Annotated in this window: 11 protein-coding genes; 7 read left to right on the top strand and 4 right to left on the bottom strand. The window is 71.4% G+C overall.

The genetic code is table 11. The features are described from left to right. Nucleotides 1-24 precede the first annotated feature (24 nt). The 7 genes from AC5L36_RS00140 to AC5L36_RS00110 all read left to right on the top strand — a co-directional run bounded on the left by AC5L36_RS00140 (nucleotide 25) and on the right by AC5L36_RS00110 (nucleotide 9,732). Nucleotides 25-1,470, top strand: a complete 1,446-nt coding sequence (locus AC5L36_RS00140) for a pectinesterase family protein (protein ID WP_441216260.1) — start codon at nucleotides 25-27, stop codon at nucleotides 1,468-1,470. A gap of 26 nt (nucleotides 1,471-1,496) precedes the next feature. Beyond that, nucleotides 1,497-2,930, top strand: coding sequence for an RICIN domain-containing protein (locus tag AC5L36_RS00135; protein ID WP_441216261.1), 1,434 nt, complete (start codon nucleotides 1,497-1,499; stop codon nucleotides 2,928-2,930). Nucleotides 2,931-3,065: 135 nt separating this feature from the next. After that, nucleotides 3,066-3,668 carry a TetR/AcrR family transcriptional regulator gene (locus AC5L36_RS00130; RefSeq protein WP_441216262.1) on the top strand — a complete coding sequence of 201 codons (603 nt, stop codon included), beginning with the start codon at nucleotides 3,066-3,068 and terminating at the stop codon, nucleotides 3,666-3,668. An 84-nt stretch (nucleotides 3,669-3,752) separates the two neighbouring features. Continuing rightward, the gene (locus AC5L36_RS00125) at nucleotides 3,753-5,927 is read left to right on the top strand and encodes an MMPL family transporter (RefSeq protein WP_441216264.1); all 2,175 of its coding nucleotides are present in this window, start codon (nucleotides 3,753-3,755) and stop codon (nucleotides 5,925-5,927) included. A 184-nt stretch (nucleotides 5,928-6,111) separates the two neighbouring features. Beyond that, the gene (ahcY, locus tag AC5L36_RS00120; protein WP_441216266.1) at nucleotides 6,112-7,572 is read left to right on the top strand and encodes an adenosylhomocysteinase; all 1,461 of its coding nucleotides are present in this window, start codon (nucleotides 6,112-6,114) and stop codon (nucleotides 7,570-7,572) included. Nucleotides 7,573-7,742: 170 nt separating this feature from the next. Then, nucleotides 7,743-8,882 (top strand): molybdopterin molybdotransferase MoeA, encoded by a 1,140-nt coding sequence (locus AC5L36_RS00115; RefSeq protein ID WP_441216268.1) that lies wholly within the window; start codon nucleotides 7,743-7,745, stop codon nucleotides 8,880-8,882. A 94-nt stretch (nucleotides 8,883-8,976) separates the two neighbouring features. Beyond that, entirely contained in the window at nucleotides 8,977-9,732 is a 756-nt protein-coding gene (locus tag AC5L36_RS00110) for a hypothetical protein (RefSeq protein WP_441216270.1), read from the top strand. Nucleotides 9,733-9,784: 52 nt separating this feature from the next. Here AC5L36_RS00110 and AC5L36_RS00105 read toward each other — a convergent pair whose 3' ends face one another. The 4 genes from AC5L36_RS00105 to AC5L36_RS00090 all read right to left on the bottom strand — a co-directional run bounded on the left by AC5L36_RS00105 (nucleotide 9,785) and on the right by AC5L36_RS00090 (nucleotide 15,682). Then, nucleotides 9,785-12,772: an AfsR/SARP family transcriptional regulator gene (locus AC5L36_RS00105; RefSeq protein WP_441216272.1), complete on the bottom strand. Its 2,988-nt coding sequence runs from the start codon at nucleotides 12,770-12,772 to the stop codon at nucleotides 9,785-9,787. A gap of 221 nt (nucleotides 12,773-12,993) precedes the next feature. Next, nucleotides 12,994-13,233: a DUF6458 family protein gene (locus AC5L36_RS00100; protein ID WP_441216274.1), complete on the bottom strand. Its 240-nt coding sequence runs from the start codon at nucleotides 13,231-13,233 to the stop codon at nucleotides 12,994-12,996. A 69-nt stretch (nucleotides 13,234-13,302) separates the two neighbouring features. Beyond that, nucleotides 13,303-14,739: a serine/threonine-protein kinase gene (locus AC5L36_RS00095; protein ID WP_441216275.1), complete on the bottom strand. Its 1,437-nt coding sequence runs from the start codon at nucleotides 14,737-14,739 to the stop codon at nucleotides 13,303-13,305. A 97-nt stretch (nucleotides 14,740-14,836) separates the two neighbouring features. Next, nucleotides 14,837-15,682, bottom strand: coding sequence for a S1 family peptidase (locus AC5L36_RS00090; RefSeq protein ID WP_441216276.1), 846 nt, complete (start codon nucleotides 15,680-15,682; stop codon nucleotides 14,837-14,839). Between the last annotated feature and the right edge of the window lie 117 nt (nucleotides 15,683-15,799).

The following is a 15,799-nucleotide window of genomic DNA, read 5'->3' as shown; positions in this document are numbered from 1 at the left end:
TCCCCTGTGCAAGAAGGGATGCGCATGTTCAAACGACTGACGCTGGCCGCCGCCCTGGCTGTCGCGGTGCCGGCGGCGATCGTCGCGGTGTCCGCGCTCCCGGCGAGTGCCGCCACACCGGCGAACGGCGGTGTCTACACGCTCGCCGTCGGAGCGTCCGGCAAGTGCCTGGAGGTCGCGGGCGGCTCGGTGGACAACGGAGCCCTGCTCCAGCAGGCCTCGTGCACCGCCGGCTCGACCCGGCAGCAGTGGCGCGTCACATCGTCGTCGGCCGGCGGGTTCAACCTGGTCAACGTGAACAGCACGCGCTGTGCCGACGTGCCGTCCGCCTCGACCGCTTCCGGTGTGCGGTTGCAGCAGTGGGGCTGCGGTGACGGCACGAAGGTGAACCAGCGGTGGTCCTTCGCCGCTTCGGGCGCCGCGTCCGGCAAATACACCATCGCGAGCGCGGCGAGCGGGCTGTGCGTGAGCGACAAGGACGGCTCGACGGCGGGCAACAACCCGATCGTCCAAGAGGGATGCTCGGACGTCGCGCGGATGCAGTGGCTCTTCAACCAGGTGGGCGGCACGACACCGCCGCCGACCGGAACGCCGACCGTGGCGTCCGACGGCACCGGCACGTACCGCACCGTGCAGGCGGCGATCGACGCGGTCCCGGCCGACAACACCACCCGCCGGGTCATCACCATCAAGGCCGGCACCTACCGCGAGGTCATCCGGGTGCCGTCCAACAAGCCGCTCGTCACGCTTCAGGGTCTCGGCTCCGGACCGTCGAATGTGGTCATCGTCTACCACAACTCCGCCGGCACGCACGGCACGTCCGGCAGCGCCACCGCGTTCGTCGACGGCCGCGACTTCGTCGCGACCAACCTGACCATCTCGAACGACTTCGACGAGAACTCGGCGAGCAGCGGTCACCAGGCCGTGGCGCTCAACCTCAACGCCGACCGGGCCGTCTTCGACAACGTGCGGCTGCTCGGCGACCAGGACACCTTCCTGGTGAACGACGCCACCCGCGCGTATGTCGTGAACTCCTATGTGGAGGGCACCGTCGACTTCATCTTCGGCGGCGGCACGATCGTCTTCGACAACTGCTCCATCTACGAGAAGCGCTCGACGGGCGGGCCGATCACCGCGGCCAGCACCGCCGCCACGAAGACGTACGGGTTCCTGTTCTATCGCTCGAACATCACCGGGGCGACGAACAACACCACCCAGCTCGGCCGCCCGTGGCGCCCGGACGCGCAGGTGCTCTACCGCGAGTCGACGCTCAGCGCGACCATCCGCACCGCCCAGCCCTGGACCGACATGTCCGGCAACCTCTGGCAGAACGCGCGCTTCCTGGAGTACCGGAACACGGGGTCGGGCGCGGGCACGAACGGCAACCGCCCGCAGCTGTCCGACTCCCAGGCCGCCAGCTACACGCCGCAGCGCTATCTCGCCGGCTCCGACGGCTGGAACCCGCTATGACCACACCCTCTCCCGAAAGGACAAGCATGAAACGGAAACTGATCGGCCTGTCCGTGGTCGGCCTGGTCGTGCCGGCCGCGATCGTCGCGGTGTCGGTGCTCCCGGCGAACGCCGCCACGCCGACCAACGGTGGCGTCTACACGCTCGCCGCGGGTGCCTCGGGCCGGTGCCTGGAGGTCACCGGCGGCTCGGCCGACAACGGCGCGTTGCTCCAGCAGGCCTCGTGCAGCGCGGGTTCGACCCGGCAGCAGTGGCGGGTGGTGTCGTCGTCCGCCGGTGGTTTCAACCTGGTGAACGTCAACAGCACCCGCTGTGCGGACGTGCCGTCGGGCTCGTCCACCTCGGGTGTGCAGCTCCAGCAGTGGGGCTGCGGCGACGGCACGAAAGTGAACCAGCGGTGGTCCTTCACCGCCTCGGGCGCGGCATCCGGCAAATACACCGTCAGGAGCGCGGCGAGTGGGCTGTGTGTGAGTGACCCGGGCAGCGCCGCGACCGTGCAGGAGGCGTGCTCCGACGTCGCCCGCATGCAATGGCTCTTCAGCCAGGTCGGCGGCGGGACGCCGGGCGTGCCGTACTCCAACGTGCCGGACGGCTTCGCCCAGGGTGTCACCGGCGGCGCCGGCGGTCAGACGGTGACCGTCACCAACCAGTCTCAGCTCAACCAGTACGTGACCGCGAGCGCCCCGTACGTGATCCGGGTGGCCGGCACCATCAACATCAGTCCGAAGGGGACGGAGCTGCGGGTCGCCTCCAACAAGAGCATCATCGGCGTCGGCACCAGCGGGCACATCGTCGGCGGCGGGTTCTTCCTCGGCGCCGGGGTCAGCAACGTCATCATCCGCAACCTGACGATCCGCGACACGCTCATGCCCGACGACGACCCGGGTGACGACGCGTATGACTACGACGCGATCCAGATGGACACCGCCAACCGGATCTGGATCGACCACAACCGGCTGTCGCGGATGAACGACGGTCTCATCGACAGCCGCAAGGACACCACCAACCTGACCGTCTCGTGGAACCACCTGGTGGACAACAACAAGACCTTCGGCATCGGCTGGACGGAGAACGTAACCGCGCGGATCACCATCCACCACAACTGGTTGCAGAACACGCGCACGCGCAACCCCAGCGCGGACAACATCGCGTACTGCCACCTGTACAACAACTACGTCCAGAACACCTCGTCGTACGGCAACTACATCCGCGGCCTGACAAAGGGCGTCATCGAAAACAGCTACTTCGAAAACAGCCGCAATCCGTACTACGTGGAGGCCGGCGAGCTGGTCAACCGGGGCAACATCCGGGTCAACAGCCCGTGGGACTCCGGCAAGGTGACGTCGAAGGGCGCGGCCTTCAACCCGTCCAGCTTCTACTCGTACACGCTCCACGCCGCCACCGACGTGCCCGCGCTGCTGCGCCAGTACGCCGGGCCACAGGCGAGTATCGGCAACTGATCCGGGCCTGCCGGCCTTCTCTTCCCCACGGGGAAGGCCGGCAGCGCCCCCGAACCTGAGAATGATCTCAGGAAACTTGCTGGCTCTCGGCAATCTTGCTGGGCGCCAGCAAGTTTGTTTGCTAGCTTCGGCAGGGTGAGTGATGCCGGACTGCGGGAGCGGAAGAAGGCGGCGACGCGCGCCGCGTTGAGCGAGGCGGCGATGCGGCTCGCGCAGGAGCGTGGCGTCGAGCACGTGACCGCGGAGGCGATCGCCGAGGCCGCGGGCGTCTCACCGCGCACGTTTCACAACTATTTCGCCAACAAAGAAGAGGCCATCCTGGCCGCGACCTGGGACTTCGTCCGCGATGTCGTGGGCGCGCTGCGAGCCCGGCCGGCAGCGGAGTCGGCACTGGAGGCGATCCGGCATATCGCCGACGACCTGATCGCGGGCAGCGGCACCAGCATCGAGCAGATCGCCGTCCGGATGCGGCTGATGGAGACCAGCCCGTCCCTCACCTCGCGTAACGACGTGCTGCGCGAAGAGGTCGGGCGCATGGTCGTCGAGGCGGTGGCCGAGCGGTCCGGCACCGACCCCGAGCGCGACATCTACCCGCGCCTGCTCGTCGCCAGCCTGCACGCGGCGCTGATCGCCTCCATCGACGTCTGGCGCGCGGGTAAGACCGGGCGCGAACTGACCGACCTGCTGGGCGAGGCGTTCGACCAGCTCGGCGCGGGGCTGCGCGAGCCGCCCCGCTAACACCCACCCAGAGCCCACGAGCCTCGCCACCGACCGGTCGCGGGGTCGAGCACGCACGCCCGAATACAGGGGGGAAAACGACCCATGGCGACCTATCTGTACCGCCTTGCGCGGTTCTCGTACCGGCGCCGAAAGCTGGTCCTGGTGCTGTGGCTGGCGGTGCTGGCCGCCTTCGGCGTCGGTGCCCTCACGCTGTCGGGGCCGACGTCCAGCGCGTTCACCGTCCCCGGCACCGAGTCGCAGAAGGCCATCGACCTGCTGGGCGAGCGGTTTCCGCAGGCGGGTGCGGGCGGCGCGACCGCGCGGGTGGTGTTCGCCGCGCCGTCCGGGGAGACGCTCGCCGACCCGGCCAACAAGACCGCGATCGAGCAGACGGTCGCCGCGCTCAAGGTGGCGCCGCAGGTGGGCGGCGTGTCCGACCCGTACCAGGCGGGCGGCGTCAACCCGGCCGGCACGGTCGCGTACAGCCAGGTGACCTACGCCGTGCAGGGGTTGGACGTCACCGACGCGTCCCGCGACGCGCTCACCGCCGCCGCAGAGCCCGCCCGCGCGGCCGGGCTCACCGTCGAGATGGGCGGTGACGCGCTGAGTCCACCGGTCGGCACCTCGGCGACGGAGGTACTCGGCCTCGTGGTGGCCGCGGTGGTACTGGTGATCACATTCGGGTCGCTCGTCGCCGCCGGGCTGCCGCTGCTCACCGCGATCATCGGGATCGGCATCGGCATCAGCGGCATCTTCGTTGTCAGCGGCTTCGTCGACATGGCCTCGACGACCTCGATCCTCGCGCTGATGCTGGGCCTGGCCGTCGCCATCGACTACGCGCTGTTCATCGTCTCCCGGTACCGGCACGAGCTGGCCACCGGGCGCGAGGGCGAGGAGGCCGCGGGCCGCGCGGTGGGCACGGCCGGTTCCGCCGTGGTTTTCGCCGGACTGACCGTGGTGATCGCGCTTGCCGCGCTCGCCGTCGTGAACATCCCGCTGCTGACCGAGATGGGTCTCGCCGCCGCGTCCACAGTGGTCGTCGCCGTGCTGATCGCGCTGACCCTGCTACCCGCCCTGCTCGGCTTCGCCGGGCGACGGATCATGGGCCGGCGCGGACGCGACCCGGAGACCGCGGGCAACGGCAAGCCCACCGCCGGTACCCGATGGGCCCGCTTCGTCACCCGGCGACCGGCGGCGGTGCTGGTGGCCGCGGTGCTCGCCCTCGGCGTGATCGCGATCCCCGCGCTGAGCCTGCGGCTCGGCCTGCCGGACGACGGCACCGCCGCGCCCGACACCACGCAGCGCAAGGCGTACGACCTGCTCAGCCAGGGCTTCGGGCCAGGGTTCAACGGCCCGCTGACCGTCGTCGTGGACGCGCCGGACGCGCCGGCCGCGGCCGACGAGGCTACGACGGCCATCAAGGCCCTGCCCGACGTGGCCGCCGTCGCGCCGCCGGTGCTCAACCCGGCTGGTGACACCGCCCTGCTGACCGTCATCCCGGCCAGCGCGCCCAGCAGCGCCGCCACCGAGGACCTCGTCACCGCCATCCGCCACACCGACGGCGCGCTCAGCGCGGACCTTTCCGTCACCGGGCAGACGGCGTTGAACATCGACGTTTCCGACAAGATGGGCGGTGCGCTTGTGCCGTACCTCGCGGTGGTGGTCGGCCTCGCGTTCGTGCTGCTCGCGCTCGTGTTCCGCTCGATCGTCGTGCCGCTCAAGGCGACGCTCGGCTTCCTGCTGTCGGTGGTGGCCACGTTCGGCGCGGTCGTGGCTGTCTTCCAGTGGGGGTGGCTGGCCGGGCTCTTCGGCGTCGAGGAGACCGCGCCGATCATGTCGTTGCTGCCCGTGCTGCTGGTCGGCATCGTCTTCGGCCTCGCGATGGACTACCAGGTCTTCCTGGTCACCCGGATGCGCGAGGAGTACGTGCACGGCGCCAAACCCACCGAGGCGGTGGTCACCGGCTTCGGCCACGGCGCGCGCGTCGTGACCGCGGCGGCGATCATCATGATCAGTGTCTTCGCCGGCTTCATCCTCTCCCACGAGGCGCTGATCAAATCGATCGGCTTCGCGCTCTCGGTGGCGATCCTCTTCGACGCGTTCGTCGTGCGTATGACGATCGTTCCCGCGGTGATGACCCTGCTCGGACGGTCTGCGTGGTGGCTGCCGCGCTGGCTCGACCGCCTCATGCCCAATGTGGACGTCGAGGGCGAGAAGCTCCGCCACGAGCTCGCCGAGCCGGCCCCCGACTCCGCACAGGTGGCCGCTCTGAGATAGACGGCACTTCTTGAAAGGTGCTCTCGGCGTCGCGCGGGTGGCGGGTCTCGGGTTATGGTGGGTGCTACGCCGCCATCGGCGTAGCACCGGTCGAGAGGCGCTGCAACGGGCCTTTGAGCCCGCCACGCTCGACATGGTTGCCAGGTTTGAAGGGCGCCTCCTACAGAGGAGGTGTCCTCTTCCTATGTCTGTGTCCATCCAAAAGCTGAACGGTGTCGAGTTCGCTGTTCGCGACCTCTCGCTGGCCGACTTCGGCCGGCATCAGATGCGGCTGGCCGAGCAGGAGATGCCGGGCCTGATGGCGATCCGGCGGGAGTTCGCCGACCAGCAGCCGCTGCGTGGCGCACGGGTCGCGGGCTCGCTGCACATGACCATCCAGACCGCGGTGCTGATCGAGACGCTGGTCGCCCTTGGCGCGCAGGTGCGCTGGGTGTCCTGCAACATCTTCTCCACCCAGGACGAGGCGGCGGCCGCGGTCGTCGTCGGTCCGGAGGGGACGATCGAGGCGCCGTCGGGTACCCCGGTGTTCGCCTGGAAGGGCGAGACGCTGGAGGAGTACTGGTGGTGCACGATGCAGCTGTTCGACTTCGGCGACGGCCAGGGGCCGAACATGATCGTCGACGACGGCGGTGACGTGACGCTGCTGGTGCACAAGGGCGTCGAGTTCGAGACGGCCGGCGCGGTGCCGGAGGCCCAGGCGGACGACCACGAAGAGTACCGGCTGATCCTCGAGTCGCTGCGGGGCAGCTTCGCGGCCGACACCAAGCGGTTCACCCGGCTCGCGGCGGGCATCCGCGGTGTCTCCGAGGAGACCACCAACGGCGTCGCCCGGCTCTACCGGCTGGCCCGCGAAGGGCGCCTGCTCTTCCCGGCGATCAACGTGAACGACTCGGTGACGAAGTCGAAGTTCGACAACAAGTACGGCATCCGGCACTCCCTCGTCGACGGCCTCAACCGCGCCACCGACGTGATGCTCGGCGGCAAGCTCGCGGTGGTCTGCGGCTTCGGCGACGTCGGCAAGGGCGCGGTCGAGTCGCTGCGCGGCCAGGGCGCACGGGTCGTGGTCACCGAGATCGACCCGATCTGCGCGCTTCAGGCGGCGATGGAGGGCCTCCAGGTCGTGGAGCTCGAAGACGTGGTCGAGCAGGCCGACATCTTCATCACCACGACCGGCGGCACCGACATCATCATGGCCGACCAGATGGCCCGGATGAAGCACAACGCGATCGTCGCCAACGTCGGTCACTTCGACACCGAGATCGACATGGCCGGGCTGGCGCGCGTGCCCGGCATCGTGAAGACCGAGGTGAAGCCGCAGGTGCACGAGTGGCTCTTCCCGGACGGGCACGCGATTCTCGTGCTCTCCGAGGGCCGCCTGATGAACCTCGGCAACGCGACCGGTCACCCGAGCTTCGTGATGTCCAACTCGTTCACGAACCAGACGATCGCCCAGATCGAGCTGTTCACCAAGCCGGGCGAGTACGAGACCAAGGTGTACACGCTGCCGAAGCACCTCGACGAGAAGGTGGCGCGGCTGCACCTCGACGCGCTTGGCGTGCGGCTGACCACCCTCACGAAGAAGCAGGCGGAGTACCTCGGCGTGGATGTCGAGGGGCCGTACAAGGCCGACCACTACCGCTACTGACCACGAAGTCGCCCCGGGCGGTCCTCACAACCGCCCGGGGCGGCGTGGAGAGGCGTTCGTCGCACGCCGGAAGCGGGTATGGCCTACAGGTGACACATCGGCGCGGTGCACTGGGCCGTGTGATGTACGCGACCGCGATCCTACCGCCCGCATCCCAGAGCGCTCGCGGGATGCCGTGGGCGCAGGCGCGGGCGGTGGCCGCCACCGCACCGGCCGCCTTGGGCGCTGAGCGGGTCCCGCTCGGTGCGGCCGCCGGGCGGGTCCTCGCCGCCCCCGTGCGGGCACTGGTCGCCGCGCCCGCATTCGACACGGCCGCCATGGACGGGTTCGCGGTGGCCGGGTGCGGCCCGTGGCGGATCGCCGGCCGGGTGCTGGCCGGGCGTCCGGGCTGGCCGGGTGTGCTCGCCGCCGGCGAGGCGGTCGAGATCGCCACCGGCGCGATCGTGCCGGACGGGGCCGAAGCCGTGCTGCCGTACGAGATCTGCCATGTCGACGGCGGCCTGGTGAGCGGCGCGCGTGAAGCCAAGGACCACATCCGGCGGGCCGGTGAGGACGCCCACGCCGGTGACGAGGTGGTGCCCGCCGGCCGGATCGCGACGGCCGCCGTGCTCGGCGCGGCCGCGCAGGCCGGCGCCGACGAGCTGACGGTCCACCGCCGGCCCGCGGTCGCGGTGCTGGTCACCGGTGACGAGGTGGTGACCCGGGGCATACCGGGCGCCGGGCAGGTGCGCGACGCGCTGAGCCCGATCGTGGCCGCCATCGCCGGGCGGGCGGGCGGCGAGCCGGTCGAGGACCACTTCCTGCGGGACGACGCCGACCTCCTCCGGACCGCGATCGAGAGCGCCACGGCCGACGTGGTCGTGGTGACCGGGTCGTCCTCGGCCGGCGCCGCCGACCACCTGCCCACGGTGCTCGCCGGCCTCGGCGCGCGCTGGCTCGTCAACGGGGTCCGCTGCCGCCCTGGCCATCCGCAGGCGCTGGCCGTGACCGCCGCCGGCCGGTGGGTCGTCGGGCTGCCCGGAAACCCCTTCGCCGGCCTGGTCGCCGGGTTGACCCTCCTCGAACCGGTGGTGGCCGCGCTGGCCGGCCGGATGCTGGCAACGCCGGTGACGCTGCCCGTGGTGGGCGCCGCCAGCCCGTACCCGGAGGGCGTGCGACTGGCGCCCGTGGAGATCGGCGACGGGCAGGCGCGGATCGTGCCGGGCGCCCGGTCCGGCAGCCTCCGCGCCGCCGCGACCGCGGACGCGCTCGCCGTGCTGCACCCGCACTGGTCGACCGGAAAGGCCGCCGCCCTGCTCACGCTGCCCTGAGCTCCGCGCGTCCAGTTCTTGTCGAGAATCCGTCCAGCCCTGCCCCACAAAGTCTTCGGCAAAGGCTCATGGGGACCACACGACAGGGAGTGGGATGAGAGCACGGGTAGTCCGGGTGTTGGTCGCCGCGCTGGTCGCGGTCGCGGTGGTGGTGCCGGGCACGGTCCGGCCGGCTCAGGCAGACACCGCCGACGAGATCAACAAGTACCTGGACATCGCGAACAAGGCCGTCACTCTGGTCAAGAGCATCCTTGGTGGCGGTGCCTCGGACGCCGCGATCAAGAGCGCGGTGCAGCAGATCATCGCCGCGGTGGAGGGCGCGAAGACGCAGATCATCGCGCATGTGGACGCGCTAGCCGCGGCCGAGGTGCAGGGGTGCGTACGCCACCACGTCATCGAGTTCGCCGACATCGACCGGTTCGACAACCAGACAGTGCTTCAGCTGTGGGCGCAGGACGCGACCGGGTGCGCGACGCTGGCCAGCAGCGTGCTGCGCGCGGTCTCGGACAAGGCTGCGGCAGACAACCTCGCGGCGGTCGTCAACATCATCGGCCCGATCGCGATGGCCGCGCGGGCCAGGGCGGGCTTCCAGACGTTCGGCCTGACGAGCGAGCTGCGCAGCGCCAACCAGGTCGCCATACAGACCCTGGCACCACGGTGCGTGGAAGGGTGGGCATGGTTCGAAAACGACATCCCGTTCTGGGAGATCTACTGTGCCGCCTACAACGGTGATGTCGCGGACATGTACTTCCCGGGCCCACCGGGAGACAGGCCGGCGGCCGAGGCACGCGCGACACAACGGACGTTCCGCGCGCTGGCCATGAACGCCGTCCCGCTGTACAGCATCTAGAAGGACCGCCAGCGGTTTGGGCTACCGACGGATATCGCGGTAGCCCAAACCTCTATTTCAGGGCGCCCGTCAGCGCTTCGAGACGGGCCCGGACCTTGGCCGCCTCGAAGGATTCGAGATCGGTGTAGAGGGCGAGCGCCTCGTCGTACCGCACCCGCGCCCGCCTCGGGTCGTCGAGTGCCTCGTGGGCGTGGCCCAGGCCGGCGAGGGCACGGGCCTGCTGATCCACCGCGCCGATGTCGAGCGTGATGGCGAGCGCGGTGGCGTGGTGGTCGAGGGCGTCGCCCGGTCGCCCGCCGGCGTGCGCCGCCTCGCCGAGGCCGTTGAGAACCCACGCCTGGCCCTCCCGGTCACCGATCCGGCGAAACAGCGCGAGCGCCTGTTCGAAGTACCCGGTGGCCCGGCCCGGCAGCCCGATGCGGGTGTACGCGATGCCCAGGTTGTCGAGTGAGCTCGCCTCGCCGGAGTGGTCGCCGAGCTGCCGAAACAGCGCCACCGCCTGCCGGTGGTGCTCGGCGGCCTCCCGGTCCCGGCCGAGCCGCTGCTCGACGAGGCCGAGGTTGTTGAGCGCGGCGGCCTCGCCCGAGCCGTCTCCCGACTGCCGGGCCAGGGTGGCCGCCTCCTCGTGGTGGCGAGCGGCTTCGGTGTGCCGGCCCACGAGCGTCTCGATGATCGCCAGGTTGTTCAACGCGCGGCCTTCGCCGGAGCCGTCGCCCGCCTGCCGGAAGAGGACGATGGCCTGCTGGTGGTGCTCGGCCGCCGAGGCGTACGCGCCCTGCCGTTGCTCGACCGTGCCGAGTGCGGTCAGCGCGACGGCCTGGCCGGTGGTGTCGTCGGCCTTCGCGAAGAGGGCGGCGGCCCGCTCGAAACGTTCCTCGGCCGCGTCGTAGCGCCCTAGTTTCAGGTGCACGGCGCCGACGCCGCGTACCGCGTGTGCCTGGCCGGCCAGGTCACCGGCCCGCCGGGCAGCCACCCAGGCGGCGTCGTGCAGCGCCATGGCGTCCGTGTAGTGGCCGCCGTCGAGGTAGCGGAAGAGCGTGGTGGAGAGCCGGACCGGGTACGTCGAGCCGGGCGGGGCACCGCGTGCGGTCGCGACGAGGGAGGCCCGCTCGGCGTCCAGCCAGGCCCGAGCGGTGGCGGCGCTGGACAGATCCGGGCTCGGCGTGGCGGGCCGCGGCACGCGGGGACGGCGGTGGGCCTCCGCGGGGTACAGCTGGTCCATCGCGGTCATGGCGTTGGCGAGGTAGTAAGCCAACAGCCGATCGACCGCGGCCGCCCGCGCCTGCTCGGTGTCCTGTGTGGACGCGATTGTCGCCGCGTACGCGCGCAGGAGGTCGTGCATCCCGTACCGGCCGGCGGTGGTGGCGTCCACGAGGTGCGCGCGGGTGAGCACGCCCAGCGCCCGGTAGGCGCCCGCGAGGTCCGTGCTGGCGAGGGCGGCGACGGCGTACACATCGGTGTCCGCGCCGGGGTGCAGGCCGAGCAGCCGGAACGTGCGCGCGGCGTCGCGTGGCAGGTGCTGCACCGACCAGGAGAACACCGTCGCCACGGTCGCCCGCGGGTCACCGCCGGCGTCCAGCAGGGATAGCCGCTGCTGCCGCTCGGCCAGCTCGCCGGCGAGGTCGGCCAGCGGCGTCGCGGGACGCGAGATCGCCAGCTCGGCGGCGACCCGCAACGCCAGTGGCAGACGGGCGCAGCGGCCGACGAGGGCGGCCGTCGCCGCGGGCTCGGCGCCGGCGCGGTCGCCGATCAGCCGGTGGAGCAGCGCGTACGCGTCGGCCGGTGGGAGCAGGTCGAGATCGAGCCGGTGCGCGCCGTCCCGGGCGACGAGGCCGGCCAGGCTGTCCCTGCTCGTGATCACTACAGCGCACCCGCCCGTGCCCGGCAGCAGCGGGCGGACCTGCTCGGCCGAGGAGGCGTTGTCGAGCAGGATCAGCATCCGCCGGCCGTCAACCGCCGTGCGGTAACGCGCCGCCCGCTCCTCCAGGTCGAGCGGGATGTCCGGACCGGGCACGCCGAGCGCGGCCAGGAACCGGGCGAGCGCGTCGGCGGCGGTCATCGGCCGATCCGGGTCGTACCCGCGCAGGTTGACATAGAGCTGCCCGTCGGGAAACCGGCCGCGGACCTGGTGGGCCCAGTGGATCGCGAGCGCGGTCTTGCCGACGCCGGCCGTACCCGAGACGGCGGAGAGCACCACGGCGGCCCCGGCAGGTGCGGCGAGGAGCGTATCGAGCCGCGCGAGCTCGTCGCCGCGACCGGTGAACGCGGCGACGTCGGCGGGCAGCTGTGCCGGCACCTGCGGGCTCGCGGCGGCGGCCGAAGCCTCGCCGCGCAGGATCGCCCGGTGCACCTCCTGGAGCTCCGGTCCCGGGTCGGCGCCGAGCTCTTCGGCCAGGTGCACGCGGGTGGCGGCGTACCGGTCGAGGGCCTCCGCGCCCCGCCCCGCCGCGGCCAGCGCCCGCATCAACACCGCGGCCAGCGGCTCGACCAGCGGGTGCTCGGCCAGCTCGCCGGTCACCCGGTCGATCACCGCCGGCGCGTTGCCCACCGCCAGCTCGGCCCTGGCCCAGGCGAGCACCGCGGATAGGCGCAGCTGCTGCCACACGTGGCGGGTGTGCTCCACCCACTGCCCGGACAGCCCGGCCAGCGGCTCGCCACGCCACAGCCCCAATGCCTCGCGCAGCAGCCCGACCCGGTCGGTATCCGAACGCTCGGGTGCCGCCGCCCGCTCGACGAGCCGGCCGAAGCGGTGCAGGTCGACGCGTTCCGGAGGCAGCTCCAGCACGTATCCGTCGCCGCGCCGCGCGACCACGACATCGCCGGCGGCCTGACCGAGCAGCCGGCGGATCCGGTTGATGTGCGTCTGCACCAGCTGGCGCGCCCGTGGCGGCGCCGCCGATCCCCACACCCGCCCGATCAGGGACTCCACCGGCACCAGCCGGCCCGCGTCGACCGCCAGCGCTGCCAGCACCACCGCCTGCTGCGGCCGCCCCCCGGCCAATCGCCGGCCGCCCGCGTGCACCTCGACAGGACCGAGCAAGCTCAGCTCCACGACCAACCCCCAGGACTTTGGTCGATTCCCGTTCGTCAATTTATCCCGGGGGGCCCGACCTAGGCTGTCGGGTCTGCGGCAAGCTCGCCGGTGCGCCGGAGCTTCTGCCACTTGTGGATGGCCGCCGGAGAGCGCGCTCGCGGCGGAGTGGAGGAGCACCACCTACATGATCTGGCGGTGCTGTACCGGCAGTGCCCCTCACATCCCCGTCACAACGGCGGGGAGACGTCCCGCCGTTCCTCGACCCGCCGATACTCCGCCGGCTCCTCGGCGACCACCGTCCGCCGGCGGTTGCCCCAGATCGTCATCGTCAGGATCAGGCCGAGCACGCCGGCACCCATCAGGATCCAGCCGACGACGTCGATGTCGATGCCGGCCACGCTGGCGTCGACCGCGAACGTGAGGATCGCGCCGACCGCGATCAGGAAAACGCACGCACCGATACCCATGAGGGGCCTCCTTGGTTTTGGGGGACAACCTCGCAGTACCCAGCGCTTCGACCACCGAACCCGCGAGCCTCAGCCGAGCGCCGCGATGATCGGGTCGATGACGTCGAGCGCCTCGAACGCGGCGCGGCTGAGCTTGCCGTCCCGTCGGAGTTCGGCGAGTCGCTCGTCCAGGTCGTGCAGCTTTTCGGTGGCTCCTTCGCTTCGTCCGTTCTGCACCGATTCGGCGATCGAGGCGGCCTTGCGCTGCAACTCCCGGCCCTCTTTCCGGCCGAGGTCACCGCTGTCCACAAGCCGCTGGACCGTGGTCGCGAAGGCGGCGAGGCGGTCGACGGGGCCGGCCGGTGATGTGCGGGAGGCGCTCGGCGAGCTCGCCGTGGCGCTGGGCTCGACGCTCGTCGGGGCCGGCGTCGGCTCCGCGGGTTGAGTAGCCGCGGGCGGGTCCACGGCCGGTGCGGCGGCGGGCGGCCGATCCGGATCACCGCCGGGGAGCAGCAGCACCACAGCTACCACGGTGAGCACGATCAGCGCCCCGGACACCGCCGCGATCCACCACCGGCGCAGCCACGCCTCGGCGGTGGGCCAGGCCAGCAACCAGGCGGGCAGGTCGTGCGGCATCCGGTGCCGGCCCGCCGGCCGTTGGGGCGCCACAATGACCCTGGCGACCACCGCCGTCGCGGGCTCCGCGGGTGCCGGCGCGGCGCGGATGGCGGCCAGCTCTTCGCGGACCTCGGTGGCGGTGGCCGGGCGGCCGGCCGGATCCTTGGCCAGCAGCCGCCCGATCAGGTCGTCGACCTCCGGGGGTACGTCGTCGCGCACGGACCGTACCGTCGCGGGTGCCCTGTTCAGGTGATGGTGCATGACCGCGATCGCGGTCTCGCCGAGGAACGGCGGCCGGCCGGTCAGCATCGCGTACAGCACACAGCCGAGCGAGTACAGGTCTGTGCGCGCGTCGACCCCGTCCCCGGTGGCCTGCTCCGGCGCCATGTACTCGCACGTGCCGACCGCCTGGCTGTGCGAGGTGAGCGCGGCGTCGCCGTCCCGCGCCTGTAGCCGGGCGATGCCGAAGTCGCACACCTTCACGGTGCCGGAGTGGCTGACGATCAGGTTGCCGGGCTTGATGTCGCGGTGGATGACGCCCGCTTCGTGTGCGGCCGCGAGCGCGGCACCGACCTGCTCGGCGATCGACAGGGCCTGGTCGACCGGCAGCCGCCCGCCGCCCGTCAGCAGCTGCGCCACGGTGTGGCCCTCGACGAGCTCCATGGCCAGAAACCCGGCGCCGAGGTCGTGACTGGCGACGATGTTCGGGTGCTCCAGCCGGGCCACGGTCTCGGCCTCCCGGCGCAGCCGCTCCAGCGCCACCGGCCGGGCCGCCTGCTCGCGGTCCAGGATCTTCACGGCTACCGGCACACCGGTGTCGAGGTCGACGGCGCGCCAGACGGTCGCGGTCCCGCCGCGGCCTACTTCTTCCTCCAGCCGGTACCGGTCGCCGATGATGCGGTCCCCCATGCGTCGCGGTCCCTCCGTGCGATTGGCGATAGACGGGGTACGGCCGGTGCCCTCCGGAGCTGGGCACCGGCCGTATCACCCCGGTGGGGGTGGCTGGCTAGCTGACGCTGGCGAACCAGTCCTGCACGACGGGGATGTCGACGCGCTGGTAACCGCCGAGGTAGCGGCAGTTCTGGGTGTAGCCGTAGCTGGTGACCGCGACCAGGTAGCCGTCCAGGAACACCGGGCCGCCGGAGTCGCCGAAGCAGGTGCCGCCGCCTCCGCGGGTGTCGTTGACCGTGCCGTTGAGCTGGAGGATCTGCGGAGTCAGCTTCTGGCCGGGCGAGGTCGTGTAGCGCCGGATCAGCGGGTAGCTCATCGGCTGCGGCTTCTGCGGACCCGACTCCGGCTTGCGGACCTCGGTGCCGTACCCGACCACGTCGAAGAGGGTGCTGTTGAGGGCCGGCTGCGCGACCTGGTCCAGGTACCCCTCGGGAGCGATCGTGGCGGGTGCGATACCGGTGACCGGCTTGTCCAGCACCACGACGCCGAAGTCGTTCCAGTTGCGGAGGTCGGTGAAGTCCGAGTACTCCGGGTGGGTCAGCGCGGTGCCGGCGAGATACCCGGCAGCGGTGATCTCGGCGGAGGTGTAGCCGGCGCTCGGGTCGGCCGCGACCGGGAACGGGCTGGGCGGCGCCTCGGCGATCACCGAGTCGAACGTCACGAGGGTCTTGCCCAGCGTGCCGTCGGTGCAGTGCGCGGCGGTGGCCAGCACGGTCGGCGTGACGAGCGTCGCGGAGCACCGGAAGCGGCCCTCGGCGCTGTAGAACAGGATCAACCCGACATTGGGGTGCCGGTTTCCGTCCGGCTCCCCTCCGGTGATGGCGGCGGCGGGCTGTGCGGTGGCGACCAGGGTGGCGCCGGTGAGGGCGAGGGCGGCCAGGGTGCGCCGGATATTACGCATATGGAACGGTCCTCTCGGTGGAGAGCTTGCTGCCACTCGGAGAAGCGAACCGGCGCCACCAGGCGTTACGCCCTACCCCGACAACGCGTCACGTCGCTAGCGGACACCTATGTCCGT

It is taken from the genome of Phytohabitans sp. LZ39 (assembly GCF_059359075.1).
Note: the sequence above shows the minus strand (reverse complement) of the source record. Positions and strands in the feature narration are given on the sequence as shown.